The sequence below is a fragment of the Bradyrhizobium sp. HKCCYLRH3099 genome, from assembly GCF_051167855.1.
In the GTDB taxonomy this organism is placed as follows: Bacteria; Pseudomonadota; Alphaproteobacteria; order Rhizobiales; family Xanthobacteraceae; genus Bradyrhizobium.
Genome location: NZ_JBNPTW010000001.1, coordinates 53,520 through 71,283, shown reverse-complemented (window position 1 = coordinate 71,283; position 17,764 = coordinate 53,520). Strand labels below are relative to the sequence as shown.

General features: G+C 66.9%; 16 protein-coding genes. 12 read left to right on the top strand and 4 right to left on the bottom strand.

Features of this window, described 5'->3' with window-relative positions; all coding sequences use genetic code 11:
* Positions 1 to 136: 136 nt before the first annotated feature.
* The 9 genes from lepB to ACQR1Y_RS00300 all read left to right on the top strand — a co-directional run bounded on the left by lepB (position 137) and on the right by ACQR1Y_RS00300 (position 8,972).
* A complete protein-coding gene (gene lepB, locus ACQR1Y_RS00340; RefSeq protein ID WP_434862114.1) occupies positions 137 to 898 on the top strand; it encodes a signal peptidase I in 762 nt (253 codons plus the stop codon).
* The gene (gene rnc / locus ACQR1Y_RS00335) at positions 895 to 1,989 is read left to right on the top strand and encodes a ribonuclease III (RefSeq protein WP_434878612.1); all 1,095 of its coding nucleotides are present in this window, start codon (positions 895 to 897) and stop codon (positions 1,987 to 1,989) included. Before lepB ends, rnc begins: the two co-directional genes overlap by 4 nt.
* Positions 1,979 to 2,905 carry a GTPase Era gene (gene era / locus ACQR1Y_RS00330; RefSeq protein ID WP_434878613.1) on the top strand — a complete coding sequence of 309 codons (927 nt, stop codon included), beginning with the start codon at positions 1,979 to 1,981 and terminating at the stop codon, positions 2,903 to 2,905. Before rnc ends, era begins: the two co-directional genes overlap by 11 nt.
* Positions 2,906 to 2,907: 2 nt before the next feature.
* On the top strand, positions 2,908 to 3,288 hold the full coding sequence (locus ACQR1Y_RS00325) for a hypothetical protein (protein ID WP_434862117.1): 381 nt from the start codon (positions 2,908 to 2,910) through the stop codon (positions 3,286 to 3,288).
* Between the two features lie 271 nt (positions 3,289 to 3,559).
* Entirely contained in the window at positions 3,560 to 4,300 is a 741-nt protein-coding gene (recO, locus tag ACQR1Y_RS00320) for a DNA repair protein RecO (RefSeq protein ID WP_434878614.1), read from the top strand.
* 286 nt (positions 4,301 to 4,586) lie between these two features.
* Positions 4,587 to 6,335 carry a phospholipase D-like domain-containing protein gene (locus tag ACQR1Y_RS00315; RefSeq protein ID WP_434878615.1) on the top strand — a complete coding sequence of 583 codons (1,749 nt, stop codon included), beginning with the start codon at positions 4,587 to 4,589 and terminating at the stop codon, positions 6,333 to 6,335.
* 31 nt (positions 6,336 to 6,366) lie between these two features.
* On the top strand, positions 6,367 to 7,416 hold the full coding sequence (locus ACQR1Y_RS00310; protein ID WP_434862120.1) for a DUF2278 family protein: 1,050 nt from the start codon (positions 6,367 to 6,369) through the stop codon (positions 7,414 to 7,416).
* Positions 7,417 to 7,567: 151 nt separating this feature from the next.
* On the top strand, positions 7,568 to 8,554 hold the full coding sequence (locus tag ACQR1Y_RS00305; RefSeq protein WP_434878616.1) for a glutathione S-transferase family protein: 987 nt from the start codon (positions 7,568 to 7,570) through the stop codon (positions 8,552 to 8,554).
* A 7-nt stretch (positions 8,555 to 8,561) separates the two neighbouring features.
* Positions 8,562 to 8,972 (top strand): ACT domain-containing protein, encoded by a 411-nt coding sequence (locus ACQR1Y_RS00300; protein WP_434878617.1) that lies wholly within the window; start codon positions 8,562 to 8,564, stop codon positions 8,970 to 8,972.
* 39 nt (positions 8,973 to 9,011) lie between these two features.
* On the opposite strand, the gene ACQR1Y_RS00295 is transcribed toward ACQR1Y_RS00300, so the two are convergent.
* The gene (locus tag ACQR1Y_RS00295; RefSeq protein WP_434878618.1) at positions 9,012 to 10,055 is read right to left on the bottom strand and encodes a LysR family transcriptional regulator; all 1,044 of its coding nucleotides are present in this window, start codon (positions 10,053 to 10,055) and stop codon (positions 9,012 to 9,014) included.
* Between the two features lie 151 nt (positions 10,056 to 10,206).
* On the opposite strand from ACQR1Y_RS00295, the gene ACQR1Y_RS00290 reads away from it, so the two are divergent.
* From ACQR1Y_RS00290 to ACQR1Y_RS00280, 3 genes are all read left to right on the top strand, one after another.
* Positions 10,207 to 11,868, top strand: coding sequence for an acetolactate synthase large subunit (locus ACQR1Y_RS00290; RefSeq protein ID WP_434878619.1), 1,662 nt, complete (start codon positions 10,207 to 10,209; stop codon positions 11,866 to 11,868).
* A 1-nt stretch (position 11,869) separates the two neighbouring features.
* Positions 11,870 to 13,471 (top strand): FAD-binding protein, encoded by a 1,602-nt coding sequence (locus tag ACQR1Y_RS00285; RefSeq protein ID WP_434878620.1) that lies wholly within the window; start codon positions 11,870 to 11,872, stop codon positions 13,469 to 13,471.
* Between the two features lie 346 nt (positions 13,472 to 13,817).
* The gene (locus ACQR1Y_RS00280; RefSeq protein ID WP_434878621.1) at positions 13,818 to 14,441 is read left to right on the top strand and encodes a glutathione S-transferase family protein; all 624 of its coding nucleotides are present in this window, start codon (positions 13,818 to 13,820) and stop codon (positions 14,439 to 14,441) included.
* A 4-nt stretch (positions 14,442 to 14,445) separates the two neighbouring features.
* Here ACQR1Y_RS00280 and ACQR1Y_RS00275 read toward each other — a convergent pair whose 3' ends face one another.
* Genes ACQR1Y_RS00275 through ACQR1Y_RS00265 form a run of 3 tightly spaced genes read right to left on the bottom strand, consistent with a single transcriptional unit; the run spans position 14,446 to position 17,756 of the window.
* Positions 14,446 to 15,234 (bottom strand): IclR family transcriptional regulator, encoded by a 789-nt coding sequence (locus ACQR1Y_RS00275; RefSeq protein ID WP_434878622.1) that lies wholly within the window; start codon positions 15,232 to 15,234, stop codon positions 14,446 to 14,448.
* Between the two features lie 30 nt (positions 15,235 to 15,264).
* The gene (locus tag ACQR1Y_RS00270) at positions 15,265 to 16,026 is read right to left on the bottom strand and encodes an SDR family NAD(P)-dependent oxidoreductase (protein WP_434878623.1); all 762 of its coding nucleotides are present in this window, start codon (positions 16,024 to 16,026) and stop codon (positions 15,265 to 15,267) included.
* Positions 16,023 to 17,756 carry an FAD-dependent oxidoreductase gene (locus ACQR1Y_RS00265; protein ID WP_434878624.1) on the bottom strand — a complete coding sequence of 578 codons (1,734 nt, stop codon included), beginning with the start codon at positions 17,754 to 17,756 and terminating at the stop codon, positions 16,023 to 16,025. Before ACQR1Y_RS00265 ends, ACQR1Y_RS00270 begins: the two co-directional genes overlap by 4 nt.
* Positions 17,757 to 17,764: the final 8 nt, after the last annotated feature.

Here is a 17,764-nt window from a genome sequence, read left to right as displayed (position 1 = left end):
CGGAATTGGCCTTCACCACCAGAATCAGGACAGACTTCCCTCAAGCCGCGGAACGGTATTGTGTTCGCGGACGGAGGGGTGTTCGGCAAAGGCTGGCGAATCGTCGGACCATTCGCCAAAGGACATTGAAAGAGCGATGAGCGTGACCTCCGGAACCAAGACTGAGAGCGGCCTCGGTGAAACCGTTCGTGTCGTCGTTCATGCGCTGCTGATCGCGCTGGTCATCCGCACGTTCCTGTTCCAGCCGTTCAACATCCCCTCGGGCTCGATGAAGGCGACCCTGCTGGTCGGGGACTATCTGTTCGTCTCGAAATACTCCTATGGCTACAGCCACTACTCGATCCCGCTGTCGCCGCCGATCTTCTCCGGCCGCATCTTCGGCTCGGAGCCGAGCCGGGGCGACATCGTCGTGTTCCGCCTGCCCAAGGACGACACCACCGACTACATCAAGCGCGTGATCGGCCTGCCCGGGGACCGCATCCAGGTGCGCGAGGGGCTGCTGTACATCAACGACAAGCCCGTCCAGCGCGAGCGCCTGTCCGACTTCGTCGGCGAGGACCCGTGCGGCCAGCCGGACTCCACTGCGCGCGTGAAGCGCTGGAAGGAGACGCTGCCGAACGGCGTGAGCTACGAGACGCTTGACTGCGTCGACAATGGCTATGTCGACAACACCGCCGTCTACACGGTGCCGCCCGGCAATTTCTTCATGATGGGCGACAACCGCGACAACTCGACCGACAGCCGCTTCCTGAGCCAGGTGGGCTATGTGCCGTTCGAGAACATCGTCGGCCGGGCGCAACTGATCTTCTTCTCCATTGCCGAAGGCGAGCATGCCTGGGCGTTCTGGCGTTGGCCGGTGTCGGTGCGCTGGAACAGAATCTTCAAAATCGTGCGATGACCAACGACTCAACCGAGGTGCAGACCACGCAGGCCGCCGTTTCGAGCGCGCAACCCGGCACGGGTGCGATCGAGGCGACGCCGAAGGCTGCCTCGCGCCCGAGATCCGAGGTCAAAGCCGACATGCGGTCGGAGCCGAAGGCCGAGGCCCGGAGCGAGACCAAGAGTGAAGTTAAGGGTGACATCAAGGGTGAGGCGAAGGGCGAGCTGAAGAGCGAGCCGCGCAGCGACGCGAAGGTCGAGCCCGTTCCCGCGGCGCCGCCTCCGGCTGAAGTGGACAGTGCCGCGCCTGCGGCCGTGGAGGCCGATGCGAAGCCGGGCAAGGCGAAGGGCAGCCGGCGCGCCAAGAGCGCGGGGACCGGCGCCACCAAGGGCGCAAAGGCGGCCGAGAAGGCCGCCAATGCCGCGATCGAGGCGCGCATCGGCCACCGCTTCGCCGATCCGTCGCTGCTCAGCACCGCCTTCACCCACGTCTCGGCGCTGAAATCCGCCAAGAAGCGCGGCGACAGCTACCAGCGGCTCGAATTCCTCGGCGACCACGTGCTCGGCCTGATCGTCTCCGACATGCTGTACCGCTCGTTTCCCATCGCCGACGAGGGCGAGCTGTCGAAGCGCCTGGCCGATCTCGTCCGCAAGGAGAGCTGCGCCGACGTCGCCAAGTCGCTCGGCCTGCTCGACGATATCAAGCTGGGGGCGGTCGGCGCCGGCGCCGGCGCGCGGCTCCGCAAGTCGGTCCTCGGCGATGTCTGCGAGGCCGTGATTGGCGCAATCTTCCTCGACGGCGGCTACACGGCGGCCGCGGGCTTCGTCGAGCGCAACTGGACCGAGCGGATGCACAAGCCGCGGCGTCCGCTGCGCGACCCGAAGACCGTGCTGCAGGAATGGGCGCAGGGCAAGGGCCTGCCGACGCCGGTGTATCGCGAGGTCGAGCGCACCGGGCCGCATCACGACCCGCAGTTCCGTGTCGCCGTCGATCTGCCGGGCCTCGCGCCCGCAGAAGGCATCGGCGGCTCCAAGCGTGCGGCGGAAAAGGTGGCGGCATCCGTCATGATCGAACGCGAAGGCGTCAGCGGCGGCAGCAATGACGGCTGAAAAACAGGCCGGGCCGGCGGCCGCAACCCGCTGCGGTTTCGTCGCGCTGATCGGCGCGCCCAATGTCGGCAAGTCGACCCTCGTCAATGCGCTGGTCGGCTCCAAGGTCACGATCGTCTCGCGCAAGGTGCAGACCACGCGCGCGCTGATCCGCGGCATCGTCATCGAAGGCCCATCGCAGATCATCCTGGTCGACACGCCCGGCATTTTCTCGCCGAAGCGCAGGCTCGATCGCGCGATGGTGACGACCGCCTGGAGCGGGGCGCATGACGCCGATCTCGTCTGCGTGCTGCTCGATGCCAAGAAGGGCCTCGACGACGAAGCGCTGGCCATCATCGACAAGGCGTCGGGCGTCGCCCACGAGAAGATCCTGGTGGTCAACAAGGTCGACCTGGTGCCGCGCGAAAAGCTGCTGGCGCTGGTCGCGGCCGCCAACGAGAAGCTGTCTTTCGCCCGCACCTTCATGATCTCGGCGATCTCAGGCGACGGTGTCGACGATCTCAGGCGGGCGCTGGCGGAGATGGTGCCGCCGGGGCCGTTCCACTATCCCGAAGACCAGATGTCGGACGCGCCGATGCGTCACCTCGCGGCCGAGATCACCCGCGAGAAGATCTACTCGCATCTGCATCAGGAGCTGCCGTATCAGTCCACGGTCGAGACCGACAGCTGGACCGAGCGCAAGGACGGTTCGATCCGGATCGAGCAGACGATCTTCGTGGAGCGCGACAGCCAGCGCAAGATCGTGCTCGGCAAGGGCGGCGCCACGATCAAGTCGATCGGCGCCCAGTCGCGCAAGGAGATCGCCGAGATCACCGGCGTGCCGGTGCACCTGTTTCTGTTCGTGAAGGTGCGTGAGAACTGGGGCGACGATCCCGACCGCTACCGGGAAATGGGGCTCGAGTTCCCCAGGGAATGACGATGAGCGTGCCGCGCAACGTGTTGTGGTTCGAAGTGCTGCTCTACATCTCCTTGATGCTGGATGCGCTGTCGGTTGCCGTGTCGGACCGCACGCCCAGCCCCGAGATGACCGAGGCCATGCTCACGCAGCAGACGATCTTCAGCGGCGGCATGATCCTGCTGCTGCTCTATTTCGTCCACCTTGCCGCGCAACGCCGCAAGAACTGGCCGCGCTGGGTGTTGCTCGGCGCGCTGGTCCTGTCTGTCATCGGACTGATCCAGATCATCAATCGGACGGGCATGACGCTGGATGCCGGCATCGAGGTCATTTCCTGCGCGCTGACGACGATGGGCCTGTACTACTCGTTCACCGGCGACGCGCGCGGCTGGTTCAACGCGTGACGCATCGGCCGTAGTCGGCAACGAGCAGCGCGCCCGCGGGGCTGGCTCACAAGCCGCCAAGCCGTCATTGCGAGCCACCCGGTCCGCGCGAAGCGCGGCCGGATGACAGGCTCCGCAAAGCAATCCAGAGTCGGATACGCAGCCCTGGATTGCTTCGCTTCGCTCGCAATGACGGTGTTTGCGGCGGCAGTTCGCGCAGGCTACGTTGATTTTGAATGCGCGGCCGGCTTCAGGTTCAATCGCGTGTCAAATGAGTTGGGCGGTTCGTGAAATGGAATGGACCGATGACGGCATCGTGCTCGGAATCCGGCGCCACGGCGAATCGTCCGCCGTCGTCGAGCTGCTGACGCGCGAGCATGGCCGGCATCTCGGTCTCGTGCGCGGCGCCAGCGCCAATCGCATGCGTCCGGTCCTGCAGCCGGGCAACACGGTGCGCGCGATCTGGCGGGCGCGGCTCGACGAGCATCTCGGCATGTACGCGATCGACGGGCTCACGTTGCGGGCAGCCGAGCTGATGTCCGTCTCGCACGGCGCCTACGGCATCACCCATCTCGCCGCCCTGGCGCGGCTGCTGCCGGAGCGCGATCCGCATGAGGAGATGTATGTGAGGCTCGAGCACGCGCTCGATGATTTCGCCGACGCCGGCGGCGCGGCCGTGCACATCGTCCGCTTCGAGCTTGCGATCCTGACAGAGCTCGGCTTCGGGCTCGATCTCGAGTCTTGCGCCGCGACGGGAGAGACCACCGACCTCGTCTATGTCTCGCCGAAGTCGGGCGGCGCGGTGTCGCGCAGCGCCGGCGCGCCTTGGGCCGACCGGCTGCTGCCGCTGCCGGCCTTTCTGCGTGACGATGACGAGGATCACGCGTGGTCCGACCAGGATCTGATCGACGGCTTTCGCCTGACTGGAATGTTCCTGCTGCGCCATGTGCTGGAGCCGCGCGGGCAGGGGCACTCGGACGCGCGCGAGGGATTCATCAACGCCATGAAGCGATCCCGTCCCGCTTTGCGCTGATGCGCGCGCCGCACGCGCGAGCCACAATCTTTCACGCGAGCGCCCACGACGGAGCGTTGCTCGACTTGTCCTGAAGCCGATCCAGATACCGCCGCGCTTGTGAGCTCGTTCACAGCCGCCTTCACATCGCTGACGTATAAGTGGGCGAACATGACGGTTGAGTATGAGCGTCGGATCATTTTCAAGTTGCGTTAGCCGCTGCTCGCGGTGAAGATCGTTGCCTGACCCGAGCAGCCTTTGAGCAACCCTCGGCGCGCTGCATTGCGACGGCAGGGACATTTTGATCATGAGCGATTTCGAGAACCGCGCGTTGAAGGACGGCTTCGCCTGCAAGCTCTGGCGCGGAGAGCGCATGACGATGATCGGCTTCGACGTGGCCGACCCGGAGCCTGACCTCGTCGGTTTCTCGATCGAGGTGAAGTCGCCGGGCGCGCGCGATTTTTCGCCGCTTCGCAACCGGATCGCCTTCTCCTATCCGCAAGGCGCGGATGCGGCGGTGAACGGCAACCGGAATTTTCCGTCGACCGAAGCGCCATTCCAGAAATTCCGCTGGATTCACTTTCCTTACCGCCCGAAGGACGGGACGTACACTTACCGCGTTGCCAAGCAGCATATGCGGGACGACGGTTCGCTGGTGCAGGGGACGGGCCTCACGCTCGACATCGCGCAGAGCGCGGTGACCTATGATGGTCTCGTCGACATTGGCTTCACGCGCAATTTCGCGTCGTCGCAGGCCTATCGCGACGAGTTCGGCAACAATGCGGACATCATTCCCGCCGAGAGCCGCGACGGTCCGAAGTTCAAGAAGCTCGATCTGACCAACAGCGCCGGCGAGAGCGTCTATGCCTGGCTGGGCTTCGAGGCCTATGACCTGCTGTTTGGCTTTTTGAAGGAGGCTCTGGCAGATCCAGGACTCACGCTCGACGTGATGGCCTATGATCTCAACGAACCTGACGTGATCGATCTGCTCGAACAGTTCGGCGATCGGCTGCGCGCGATCATCGACGATTCCAACGCCGCGGATAACCCCCACAAGGCGCCCGGCAGCGCGGAATCCCGCAGCGCCAAGCGCTTCCGGGACGCGGGCGCTGCGGTGGTCCGCACCCATTTCAGTTCGCTGCAGCACAACAAGGTGTTGATCACGCGGCGTGACGGCAAGCCTGAAAAAGTGCTGTGCGGCTCGACCAACTTCACGTTCCGCGGCCTCTACATCCAGGCCAACAACATGCTGGTGTTTCATTCGGCCGGCGTGGCCGAATTGTTCGGCCAGATGTTCGATCTGGCGTTCGAAGATGCCTCCGCGTTCCGGAAGGATGACTTCTCCAAGAAGTGGCACGCGGTCCACTCGCCGGGCAAGCCGACCATCCAGCTCTGCTTCTCGCCGCATCAGGCCACCGACCTGTCGCTCAACCCGATCCGCGCGGCGATCGATCAGGCGACCTCGTCGGTGTTCTACTCGGTCGCATTCCTCAGCCAGATGGGGGATGGGCCGACCAAGGACGCGTTCGACCGGGTGATGGAGCGGCCGATCTTCAGCTACGGTACGGTCGACAAGCGCGGCGCGCTGGAGTTGCGCAAGCCGGACGGCTCGATCGGCCTGGTCGATTTCTCCTATCTCGCGAGCAAGGCGCCGGAGCCGTTCCGGAGCGAATGGTCGGGCGGCAAGGGCCGCAACATCCATCACAAGTTCCTGGTCACCGATTTCAGCCTGCCCACCGCGAAGGTCTTCACCGGATCGAGCAACTTCTCGCCCAGCGGGGAGAAGGGCAATGGCGACCATCTCATCATGATCGAAGACCGCAAGGTCGCTACCGCCTATGCCATCGAGGCGGCGCGCGTGTTCGACCATCTGCAGTTTCGCAACCGCATGCGGGACGCCTTCAAGGGCAAGACGGAGAAGCAGCGGTCCGCTCCGGCACCGTCGGCCATCACGCTGCGCAAGCCGACGGCGCTGTCGGGCAAGCCGGCGTGGTTCGAGCGCTTCTATGTCGAGGGCTCTCAGGCCGAACGCGACCGGCTGCTGTTCTCGGCTTGAGGCCTGTTCTGGAGAGTGAGGGAGACGAGTGATGCCTTTGAAGGACTATTCGCTTCTGAAAGGGCGGCCCATCAACAACCGTCTCGCGACCGGCAGCAGCCCGCATTACCAGGTGCTGGTATCGGCCGATGGCGAGCTGTTCCGCATTGCCATCAACGTCCGCTCGCAGGACGGCAGCGAGGTCGAATTCCTGGTCCGCTCGCGCTTCGAGCATCCGATCGTCGAAGGCCTGAAGGGCGTCGCCGAAGGTTTCCATCCGTTGCAGAGCAAGCCTGGCGGCCTGGCGCTGGATTTCATCCGGGGCAATCTGATGCAGCCGTGGGAGCTGAAACCGCTGCCGCTGTCGGCGGCCGGTCCCGACAACGATCTCAACGAGAAGATCGATGCCTATGTCCAGCGTGCCATGTCGGACGAAAACGCCTTTGTCTACGCCTTCGGCGTTGCCTGGGGGCCGGAGAACAACAAGGCCGACCGGTATTTCGGCTTCAAGCCTGGCCGCGGCATCCACGACATCCATTTCAACCAGGGCAATCCGCCCGGCCGCTTCGCCAAGGACAATGGTCCTTGGCAGGATGGCGGGCTGATCTTTGAATTCCCCGACCAGCAGCAATGGGTCGCGATCTTCCTGAAATTCCAGACCCAGGCCTGGCATTCCGACGATACCAGCGGCGAGGTCATTCTGCCTGTTGATCCCGATCATCCCGACGCGCCGCATACCCCGCCGAACCGCGACCAGATTCCGCCGCTCGACGTGCCCGACGGGCTGGTGCGCATCATCGCGGCCTATGTCAACGACGTGCGCACGCCGGAGCATGAGACCGTGACCCTGCTCAACACCGCCGATGTCGACATCGCGCTCGACGGCTGGCAGATCAAGGACAAGCAGAAGAACACGATGCGGCTGACGGGCACGATCGCGCGCGGCGCCACCCTGGTGGTTCCGATCACCGCGCCGGTGGCGCTCTCCAACCGGGGCGGCATCATCACGCTGTTGAACGCCGATGGCGTCAAGGTGCACGGCGTGTCCTATACGCGCGAGCAGGCGGCCCAGCCGGGCCGCACCATTCCGTTCCAGTTCTGAGCCGCGCCTCGCCCCCGTGTCCTGCCCGACAGGACACGGGCAGCGCACTGGCGCGGCGCTTGGCCGGCGTGTACTCCTCTGATGCAGTTCGCCGCTGCGCGGGAGCTCAGTTGGGCTCCCCCGGTGCGGCGCCGATGTCGAGGAGAGCGTGATGGGACTTCTGGTCGACGGCCAATGGCACGACGTCTGGTACGACACGGCGGCCTCCGGCGGCCGCTTCGTGCGCAACGATTCGGCGTTCCGCAGTTTCGTGACCGCGGACGGCAGTCCGGGTCCGACCGGTGCCGGCGGCTTCAAGGCGGAGCCTGGCCGTTATCATCTCTATGTCAGCCTCGCGTGTCCGTGGGCGCACCGCACCTTGATCATGCGCGCGCTGAAGGGGCTGGAGGACACGATCTCGCTCTCGGTCGTGCATTGGCTGATGCGCGAGCAGGGCTGGACCTTCGCGGACGGGCCGGGCGTCATTGCCGACTCGATCAACCACGCCCAGGTTCTGCACCAGGTCTACACGTCAGCCGATCCGCATTATTCGGGCCGCGTCACCGTGCCCGTGCTGTGGGACAAGCAGACGCGCACCATCGTCAACAACGAGTCCTCCGAGATCATCCGGATGCTGAACTCGGCTTTCGATGGGGTCGGGGCCAAGCCCGGCGACTACTATCCACACGCCCAGCGCGCCGAGATCGACGCCATCAATGCGCGCGTCTACGACACCCTCAACAACGGCGTCTACAAATGCGGCTTCGCCACCACGCAAGCTGCCTATGAGGAGGCGATCGGGCCGCTGTTCGCCACGCTCGACTGGCTGGAGGAGCGGCTGGCGACGCGCCGCTTCCTGCTCGGCAATGCGCTGACCGAGGCCGACATCCGGCTGTTCACGACCTTGATCCGCTTCGATGCCGTCTATGTCGGCCACTTCAAATGCAACATCCGCCGTATCGCCGACTATCCGCATCTCGCGGCCTATACGCGCGATCTCTACCAATGGCCGGGGATCGCCGCGACGGTGAACTTCCAGCACATCAAGGGGCACTATTACGAGAGCCACCGCACCATCAACCCGACCGGCATCGTTCCGGTCGGACCGTTGCTGGACTTCACCGCGCCGCATGACCGCGCGCGCCTGGCGTCGTCCTGAGCCGGCGATGACCGGCGAGCGTGCGCTCGACACGCTGCTGCGGACGATGTCGCCCGAGCTGCAGGACAACGTCTTCGTGTTCTGCACCGTCGCCGGTGACGCCGACCTGTCCGCGCTGCCGCCGCCGCTGCTGCTGTTTCGCGAGCGCGAGGGCATCACGCTCGTGCTTCGCCGCGAGGATGCCGAGCGGGCAGGGCTGCCGCATCTGTTCGCGTCGCGCCTGATCACGTTGAATGTCCATTCCGCGCTCGATGCGGTCGGCTTTCTCGCCGCGATCACGGCGCGGCTCGCCCAGGCGGGCATCAGCGTCAACGCGGTATCCGCCTATCATCACGATCATCTGTTCGTGCCGGAGCAGCGGGCCGAGGAGGCGCTCGCTTGTCTGTCGGCGCTGTGCCGGGCCGCGCGCTCGGCGTGAGGCGGTAAAGCTTGGCTGACTGCTCGTCCGCGCCTGCGTCTACGCGCCCACGCGCGACCGGCGGCGAACGGGCGCCGCCGGCTTGCGGCGCGGAGCTGCGCGTTTGCCGCGTCGAAGCGGACTTGCGACAGCGCGTGACCGGTGCGGCGGGATCAAGATGCGCGCGGCCTGCGCGCGCACCAGGTCCATCAGCATCATCGCCGCGGGCGACAGGGTCCGGCCCTTCAGGCGCAGAATGCCGAACTGCGCCAGCAGCAGGTCCGATGCCCGCGGCTCTTTCAGCTCGGCGACGTCGAGCCGGACCAATTGACCGGAGGCGAGCTCCTGGGTGAGCACCGCATCCCCTGAGACCAGGATGACGTCGGAGCGGACAACCATTTGCACCAGCAGGCCCGCATTCTCGGATTCGAGCGCGACGTCGAAGCCGCGTTCCCCCGGCGCCGCGATCAGCTCGTCCAGCCGCCGGCTGAATTCCGGGGGGAGCGCGACAGAGGCGAAGTGCTGGCCGGCGAGATCGCGGGCCTTGAGGTCTCGCCGGCCGGCCAGGGGATGCGTCGGGCGGCAGTAGAAATGCCCGGGCAGGCTGCCGAGGGGCTCGATCTCCAAACTGTCATCAGCGCGGATCTCAGTGGTGTGCGCCAGGAAGAAGTCGAGCTTCCCCTGGTGCAGCGCCTCCCTGAGGGCGCGCCAATTGTCCTGCACGACCGTAATGCGCACTGACGGATGGTCCGAATACAGCCGTGCCATGGCGTCCGGCAGCAGCGTCAGGCCCGTGAATGCGCCGACGCCGACCGTCAGCTCGCCGGCATCTCCCGAGCGTAACAGCCGCATCTCGCGACCGAGATCGTCGGCGCCCGACAGCAGCGCGCGGGCGCGCGCCACCAGCCGCTCGCCGATGTCGGTAATCTCCACCGAGCGCGAGCTGCGGTCGAACAGCCGCATTCCCGCACTGTCCTCCAAGCTCTGCAGGCTGCGGCTCAGCGCGGATTGCGTGACGTGCGCGCGCTTGGCGGCGCGGGCGAAATGCCGCTCTTCCGCGAGGTAGACCAGCTGCTGCAACTGCCGCAAGGTCGGCGTGTGCATTGATGCACCGAGCTCATTGATCCCGCCATAACAATTCATTGGATTTCTGAGGCGGTCAACCCCACAATGAGAGAAACAAATTGCGGGGAACGCCGGGGCGAGGCCGATCAGCTCGCGCTCGAGTCATGCGTCTCCCACTAAGAGGCTTTTCATGCCCAACGGCGCGCAAGCTCTATTACGGACCCTGGTCAATTCCGGCATTCGGGTCTGCTTCACCAATCCCGGCACGTCTGAAATGCATTTCGTCGCGGCGCTGGATTCCGCGCCGGAGATGCGCGCGGTGCTGTGCCTGTTCGAAGGCGTCGCAACGGGGGCGGCCGACGGCTACGCCCGCATGACCGGCATGCCCGCGGCCACGCTGCTGCATCTCGGCTGCGGCCTCGGCAATGGCCTCGCCAATCTGCACAATGCGCGCAAGGGCAAGGTGCCCGTGGTCAACATCGTCGGCGATCACGCGACCTATCACGTGCCATACGACGCGCAGCTGCAATCGGACATCGAGACCGTGGCGCGCAACGTCTCGCCGGGCTTCGTATGGACCTCCCAGGTGACGTCGGAGCTGTGCCGCGATGCGGTCGCGGCGGTGAAGGCGGCATGCTCCTGGCCGGGCCAGGTCGCGACCCTGATCCTTCCTGCGGACGTGTCCTGGGGCGAGGGCGGCGTGCCCGAGCCGGGGCCGGTGATCGAGCGCCCGCCAGCGGCCGATGACACGACCGTGCGCGCCGTCGCCGACACCATCAAGGCCGGGGGCCGCAGCGCTCTGCTGCTCGGCGGCACGGCGCTGCACGAGGAGTCGCTGGTGTGGGCCGCGCGTATCGCGGCGGCTTGCGACGTCAAGGTGTTCGCGGAGACCTTCCCGACGCGTATGGAGCGCGGCGCCGGCCTGCCGCATGTCGAGCGCATCGCCTATCTCGCCGAGATGGCGCAGGTGCAGCTCAAGGAGATCGATACGCTGATCCTGGTCGATGCCAAGGCGCCGGTGTCGTTCTTCGCCTATCCGGGCAAGCGCAGCTACCTGCCGCATGACGGCTGCAAGGTCGTGACCCTGTCGACGCCATCGCAGGCCGCCGATTGCAGTCTGGCCCGGCTCGCCAAGGCTCTCGGGGCCGACGGCGTCACACCGGTGGTGTCGGCGCCGTGGCGGCCGGGGCGACCGCGCGGCAAGAAGCTCACGGCGGAGAAGGTCTGCAAGGCCGTCGGTCATCTGTTGCCGGAAAACGCGATCATCGTCGATGAGGCGATCAGCTCCGGCCTGATGCTGCCGAAATTCACCGCCGGCGCGCCGCGGCATGATCTGATCACCTTGACCGGCGGCGCCATCGGGCAGGGGCTGCCGAATGCGATTGGCGCTGCGATCGCCTGCCCGGACCGGCCCGTGATCGCGCTGATCGGCGACGGCAGCTCGATGTACACGATCCAGTCGCTGTGGACGATCGCGCGCGAGCGGCTCAACGTCACCGCCATCATCTTCAACAACGCGTCCTATTCGGTGCTGAATGTCGAGCTCGAGCGCGTCGGCGCCGAGGAGATCGGGCCGAAGGCGAAGGCGCAGCTCGACCTGCACGGTCCGGTGCTGAAGCTCGCGCAGATCGCCGACGGCATGGGCGTGCGCGCGACCCGCGTCAGCACGCCCGATGAATTCACCAGCGCGCTGAAGGGCGCGCTGGAACGGCCGGGCCCGCATCTGATCGAGGCCATGGTGCCGCCGGCGCTGAGCGGGCTCAAGCTGAAGCTGCTGCCGCATCTGTTGGGATCGCTCGACCGCATGCCGCTGCCGATGGCGCGCATGCTCAAGCGCAAGCTGGCGCCGTGAGATGAGCGCGATGCGGCAGGCCGATGTCGTCATCGCCGGCGGCGGTCTCGCCGGCATCGTCACCGCGCTGGAGGCGCTGCGCGCCGGCAAGTCGGTCGTGATCGTCGATCGCGACACGCCGGAGCGGTTCGGCGGGCTGGCGCTGTGGGCGTTCGGCGGCATGGCGCTGGTCGGCACACCGTTGCAGGCGCGGATGAAGATTCCGGACACGCCGGAGATCGCGCTGCGCGACTGGATCCGGTTCGGCGAGCTCGATGCGAGCGAGCACTGGCCGCTGCAATGGGCGCGCTACTACGTCGAGCATTCCCGCGGCGAGGTCTACGATTGGCTCTCCTCGCACGGCGTGACCTTCATGCCTGCGGTGAACTGGGTCGAGCGCGGCCTCAACGGCGACGGCAATGCGCTGCCGCGCTACCACATCGTCTGGGGCACCTCGCAGCGCCTGACGCGTGTCATGATCGATGCGATGCGCGCGGCGGACAATGGCGGCAAGCTGACGGTGCTGCATCGTCACCGTGTCGTCAGCCTCGATCGCGCCGGAGGCGCGGTATCGGGCGTGGTTGCGGTGAACGAAGCGACCGGCGCCGAGATCCGCGTCGCCGCGCCGCTCACGGTGCTCGCGATGGGCGGCATCAATGGCAGCCACGCGGAGGCGCGGGCGAACTGGGTCAAGGGACGGCCGCTGCCTGCGACGATGCTCAACGGCGCGCATCCGTTCGCCGATGGCAGGCTGCATCACCATGCGGCCGAGACCGTCGGCGCCGAGATCACCCACGCCGGCGAGATGTGGAACTACGCCGCCGGCATCCCGCATCCGTTTCCGCATTTCGACGGCCACGGCCTATCGCTGGTGCCGTGCAAATCAGCGCTCTGGCTCAACCATCGCGGCGAGCGCATCGGCCCGGCGCCGCTGGTCACCGGCTTCGACACCCATGATCTCTGCCAGCGCGTCGCGGCGCAGGAGGAGCCGTATACGTGGCATCTCCTGAACTGGCGTATCGCCGCCAAGGAGTTCGCGATATCAGGCGCTGAGCATAACTTACGCATCCGCGAGCGGCAGATGCCGATGTTCCTCAAGGAGACGCTGTTCGGCAATCATCGCCTGGTCCGGCAGATGCAGCGCGAGAGCCGGCATTTCCTGGTCGACGAGACGCTCGCAGGTCTTGCGGCGAAGATGAATGCGCTCACCGGAACTGACGACGTGAAGCCGGAGGTGCTGCAGGCCACGGCCGATGCCTTCGACGCGAACTTTAAGAACGGCGACAAGCTCCACAACGACGATCAGATCCGCCGCATCCTGCACGCACGGCAATGGGGCCCCGACAAGCTCCGCACCTGCAAGCCGGCGCCGCTGCAGATGAGCGGGGCAGGGCCTTACATCGCGATCCACATGCAGCTCATCACCCGCAAGAGCCTCGGCGGCCTCAAGACCGATCTGCAGAGCAGGGTGCTCGACGCGGCCGGCGCGCCGATCAGCGGCCTCTACGCCGTCGGCGAAGCCGCCGGCTTCGGCGGCGGCGGCGCGTCGGGCAAGCGCTCGCTGGAAGGCACCTTCCTGCCGGGCTGCATCCTCACAGCGCGGGCCGCGGTGCGGGCCATGTGAGGAGCGCGGCGACATCGGGCGATGGCCCGAGCACAAATCCGTCGTCCGCTTGAGCCCACATCCCTCCGCACGTCATTCCGGGGCGCCCGCAGGGCGAGCCCGGAATCCATACCCACAGGCCGTCGTTGCTGGGCAAGATGGCCGTGGGCGTTTGTCTCGGTTCCTCAATTACAGTCGTGGTTATGGATTCCGGGCTCGCGCTACGCGCGCCCCGGAATGACGATGTGGGAACAGTGTGCTCCTCGCGCACGGCAGCACTGTTCAGGCCACACGAAAAGTTTGTGCCGACCCCTGTCGATCCGCCCCTCGCGCGTTCGTCTTCAATGCATCAGCCAAGGAGACCGTCATGAAGATCTACTGGATCAAGGCCCAGGCCCCGCGCCGTGTGCTGGCGCTGGTCAAGCATCTCGGCGTGCCCGCCGAGTTCATCGACATCACGAGCGGACTCAAGACGTCGGAGTTCGCCGCGCTCAATCCCAACATGAAGGCGCCGGTGCTGGTCGACGGCGACACCGTGCTGTGGGAGTCGACCGCGATCATGGCGCATCTGTGCATCCGCGAGAGCTGCGACATGTGGCCGATGCGCAATCCGCAGGAGCAGGTCGAGGTGCTGCGCTGGCTGGCGTGGACCGACAGCCATTGGAACCCGGCCGTCGCGCCGTTCTACTTCGAGCACATCGTGCGCAAGAATTTCGGTCTCGGCGCGCCGAACCGGGCCACGCTGGTCGAGAAGGTCGCGCCGCTGAAGACCTATGCGTCCGTGCTCGACGCGCATCTGCGCGCGCACAGCCACATCGGCTGCGATCGCCTCACCATCGCCGACTTCGCGGCGGCCTCGATGGCGGCGGATTGGCGCGAGGCGGAGATGCCGTTCGAGGCATTTCCGAACGTCGTACGCTGGCTTGACAGCCTGATGCGGCTGCCGGCCTGGGCCGAGCCGTGGCCGGAGCAGCGCTCCGCGGCTGCGTGAGCGTCTACGGTTGCACCGTGCCGTGGCCGAGCTGCTTGGAGATCTCGGCGGCGCAGGCGCGCAGCCGGTTCGCCAGCGGCGATTCCCAGCCGGCATCGAAGGTGCCGGCCGGGCCCATCGCGGTGATGACCAGCGCGATGTGGCCGGCGTGATCGAACACCGGCGCGGCGAAGGCGTTGACGCCGGGCAGCGGATCGCCCACGGCGCGGGCGAGGCCCTGCGCCCGCACCTCGGCCAGCATCTCCGCCACCTTCGGACTCTTCGGCGCGCGCTTCGGATTGTAGCCGACGCCGAGATGGTCGAGGCCGGAGTCGAGCGCGGCCTTGATCGTCTTCGGCGGCAGGAAAGCCGCGAAGGCGCGTCCCGTCGCGGTCTCCAGCAGCGCCATGATCGAGCCGACGCGCATCACGATGTGCACGGCATGGCTCGGCTCCTCCAGCCGCACCACGGTCGGGCCGTTGGTCCCCCACACCGCGAGCGAGACCGCATGGTCGATTGCGCTCGCGAGCGCGGCGATCTTCGGCGTGGCGATCCGCACCGCCGACAGCCGCCGCAGGCTGATCAGGCCAAGCTCGAGCGCGAGCGGGCCGATCTCGTAGCGGCCGGTGGCCTCATCCTGCTCGATCAGGCCGATGCGCGAGAAGCTGACGAGATAGGGATGCGCCTTCGCCGGCGGCAGGCCGGCCTCGCGCGCGAGGTCGCGCAGCATCATCGGCTCGCCGCTGCGCGCCAGCGCCTGCAGCAGCGTGCCGCCGATCTCGATCGACTGGATGCCGCGGCTCTCTCGTCCCATGCTGTGATGCGCCCCTGGTTCGGCTGCTGCCTACACCGCCAGGAAGCCGCCGTCGACCGGCAAGGTCACGCCGTTGACGTAGGACGCCATGTCGGAGACCAGGAACGCCACGGGGCCTGCGAGCTCCTCCGGCTGGCCGACGCGGCCGAGCGGGGTGCGGCTCATGAAGCCGGCGAGCCGCTCCGGATCGTTGCGGGTCGATTCCGTCATCGCGGTGGCGATCACGCCGGGCGCGATCGCATTGACGCGGATGCCGTCGGCGGCGAGCTCGCGCGCCAGCGCCTGGGTCAGCGACTTCACGCCGCCCTTGGACGGCGAATAGCCGAGCGTGTTGCTGATGCCGATGAAGGAGGCGACGGAGGCGATGTTGACGATGGTGCCGCGCGTCTCGCGCAGGGCGGCGAGGAAGGCATAGGTGACGTTGAACACACCGTTGAGATTGACGTCGAGCACGCGCTGCCAATTCTCCGCGGCGCGCGGCGAGTTGATGGTCTCGCGAATGATGATGCCGGCATTGTTGACGAGGATGGAGATGGCGCCGACCTCGGCGCGCAGCTGCGCCGCCAGCGCCTTGCAGCCGGCGGCGTCGGTGACATCCAGCCGATGTGCCCAGGCCTTGCGGCCGTGGCCGCGGATCTCGGCCGCGCAGCGCTCGGCACCCTCCAGGTCGATGTCGGTGATGACGACGTCGGCGCCGCGGCCGGCGAGCCCGAGCGCGATGGCGCGGCCATTGCCGTGCGCCGCGCCCGTGACCAGCGCGAGCTTGCCCGCCAGCATCTGACTGTCGCTCATGCGGCGCTCCTCTGTCTGGCGCGTTCGGCGAGATGCCGGCCGGCAATGTAGCCGAAGGTCAGCGCCGGTCCCAGCGTGATGCCGGCGCCCGGATAGTTGCCGCCCATGATGCTCGCCATGTCGTTGCCGGCGGCGTAAAGCCCTTCGATCGGCTGGCCCTGGGCGTCGAGCGCGCGGGCATGCTCGTCGGTGCGGATGCCGGCATAGGTGCCGAGATCGCCGATCACCATCTTGATGGCGTAGAACGGTCCGTCCTTGATCGGCGCGACGCAGGGGTTCGGCCCGTGCAGCGCATCGCCCTGGTAGCGGTTATAAGCGCGCGAGCCCTTGCCGAAGCTCGGATCCTGGCCGAGCGCGGCATCGGCGTTGAACGCGGCGACGGTGGCCTCCAGCGACATCGCATCGATGCCGGTGACGCGTGCGAGCTCGGCGAGCGTCGCGCCGCGCTTGAGATAGCCGGTGCTGAGATGATGCCCGAGCGGCATCGGGAACGGCGGCACGCAGCCGAGGCCGTAGCGGCGCAAGCTGCGGTGGTCGGTGACCAGATACGCCGCGATCTCACGCCCGGGCTTGGCCGTCTTCACCATCGCCTGCACGAAGTCGTGGTAGGAGTTGCCCTCATTGGCGAAGCGCACGCCATCTGCTGTCACTGCGATCACGCCCGGCTTGGCGCGGTCGATGAAGTGCGGCATCACGCCCTTGCTGCCGTCCTTGCGCGTGGTGACGGAGACCGGCACCCAGGCCGCCGCATGCGGCAGGCCATCCTCGACGCGGCCGCCGACGGCTTCCGCGAGCCGCAAGCCGTCGCCGGTGTTGCCGGTGGGGCCGGGCGAAAAATGCTCATGGCCGCTCGGCGCATGCGGAAACATCGCCTTGCGTCTCTCGACATCATGCGGGAAGCCGCCGCAGGCCAGCACCACGCCGAGCCGCGCATTGACCCGCACGCGCTTGCCCCGCCTCGTGACGACAGCGCCGCGCACGGCCTCGTCGTCGCGGATCAGCTCGGCCACCGGCGACGACAGCCACAGGGGAATGCCGAGATCGAACGCCGACTTCGCCAGCCGTCCCGCCAGCGCATTGCCGTTGGTGAGCGTCATGCCGCGGCCATGGCGCAGTACGTCACGGGCATGTTTCGACAGCCGCTTGGCGACGTAGAACGCCGACGTCACCGACTTCGTCGCGCGCATGAAATGGATGATCTCCTTGCCGGAGCCGAGCATCATGCCGAACACGGTGAGCTCGGGCAGGGGCTGGCCGAGATCCTTGATGTGCTCGCCGAGCTCGCGGCCGTCGAACGGCCGCGTCACCATCGAGCGGCCGCCTTGGGTGCCGCCCGGCGCCTCGGCGTGATAGTCCGGGAAGGTCAGCGGCATGTCGAACTTCAGTGCGGTCTTGCTTACGAAGAAGTCTATCGCCTCCGGCCCCTTGGTCAGGAACGCATCCACGCGCGCCGCATCGTAGCTGTTGCCGGCCTCGTGGCGCAGATAGGTGCGCGCCAGCTCCGGCGGCTCGTCGATGCCCCAGGCCTTGGCCAGGGACGTGCCGGGAATCCACAGCCAGCCGCCGGAGCGCGCGGTGGTGCCGCCGAATCGCGGCTCCTTCTCGGTGACGACGACCTTCAGCCCGGCATGAGCGGCGGTGACCGCCGCCGAGAGCCCGGCACAGCCGGAGCCGACCACCAGCACGTCGCAATCATAGGTCTCGCCGGATTTGGGATCAGCTCCGCTCATGCGCGTGC

Coding starts and splice junctions, on each gene's coding strand:
- ACQR1Y_RS00310 (WP_434862120.1), top strand. CDS start 6,367: ATGCCTTTGAAGGACTATTCGCTTCTGAAAGGGCGGCCCATCAACAAC.
- ACQR1Y_RS00285 (WP_434878620.1), top strand. CDS start 11,870: ATGAGCGCGATGCGGCAGGCCGATGTCGTCATCGCCGGCGGCGGTCTC.
- ACQR1Y_RS00280 (WP_434878621.1), top strand. CDS start 13,818: ATGAAGATCTACTGGATCAAGGCCCAGGCCCCGCGCCGTGTGCTGGCG.
- ACQR1Y_RS00315 (WP_434878615.1), top strand. CDS start 4,587: ATGAGCGATTTCGAGAACCGCGCGTTGAAGGACGGCTTCGCCTGCAAG.
- ACQR1Y_RS00295 (WP_434878618.1), bottom strand. CDS start 10,055: ATGCACACGCCGACCTTGCGGCAGTTGCAGCAGCTGGTCTACCTCGCG.
- ACQR1Y_RS00300 (WP_434878617.1), top strand. CDS start 8,562: ATGACCGGCGAGCGTGCGCTCGACACGCTGCTGCGGACGATGTCGCCC.
- era (WP_434878613.1), top strand. CDS start 1,979: ATGACGGCTGAAAAACAGGCCGGGCCGGCGGCCGCAACCCGCTGCGGT.
- ACQR1Y_RS00325 (WP_434862117.1), top strand. CDS start 2,908: ATGAGCGTGCCGCGCAACGTGTTGTGGTTCGAAGTGCTGCTCTACATC.
- ACQR1Y_RS00305 (WP_434878616.1), top strand. CDS start 7,568: ATGGGACTTCTGGTCGACGGCCAATGGCACGACGTCTGGTACGACACG.
- ACQR1Y_RS00265 (WP_434878624.1), bottom strand. CDS start 17,756: ATGAGCGGAGCTGATCCCAAATCCGGCGAGACCTATGATTGCGACGTG.
- recO (WP_434878614.1), top strand. CDS start 3,560: ATGGAATGGACCGATGACGGCATCGTGCTCGGAATCCGGCGCCACGGC.
- ACQR1Y_RS00275 (WP_434878622.1), bottom strand. CDS start 15,234: ATGGGACGAGAGAGCCGCGGCATCCAGTCGATCGAGATCGGCGGCACG.
- ACQR1Y_RS00270 (WP_434878623.1), bottom strand. CDS start 16,026: ATGAGCGACAGTCAGATGCTGGCGGGCAAGCTCGCGCTGGTCACGGGC.
- ACQR1Y_RS00290 (WP_434878619.1), top strand. CDS start 10,207: ATGCCCAACGGCGCGCAAGCTCTATTACGGACCCTGGTCAATTCCGGC.
- lepB (WP_434862114.1), top strand. CDS start 137: ATGAGCGTGACCTCCGGAACCAAGACTGAGAGCGGCCTCGGTGAAACC.
- rnc (WP_434878612.1), top strand. CDS start 895: ATGACCAACGACTCAACCGAGGTGCAGACCACGCAGGCCGCCGTTTCG.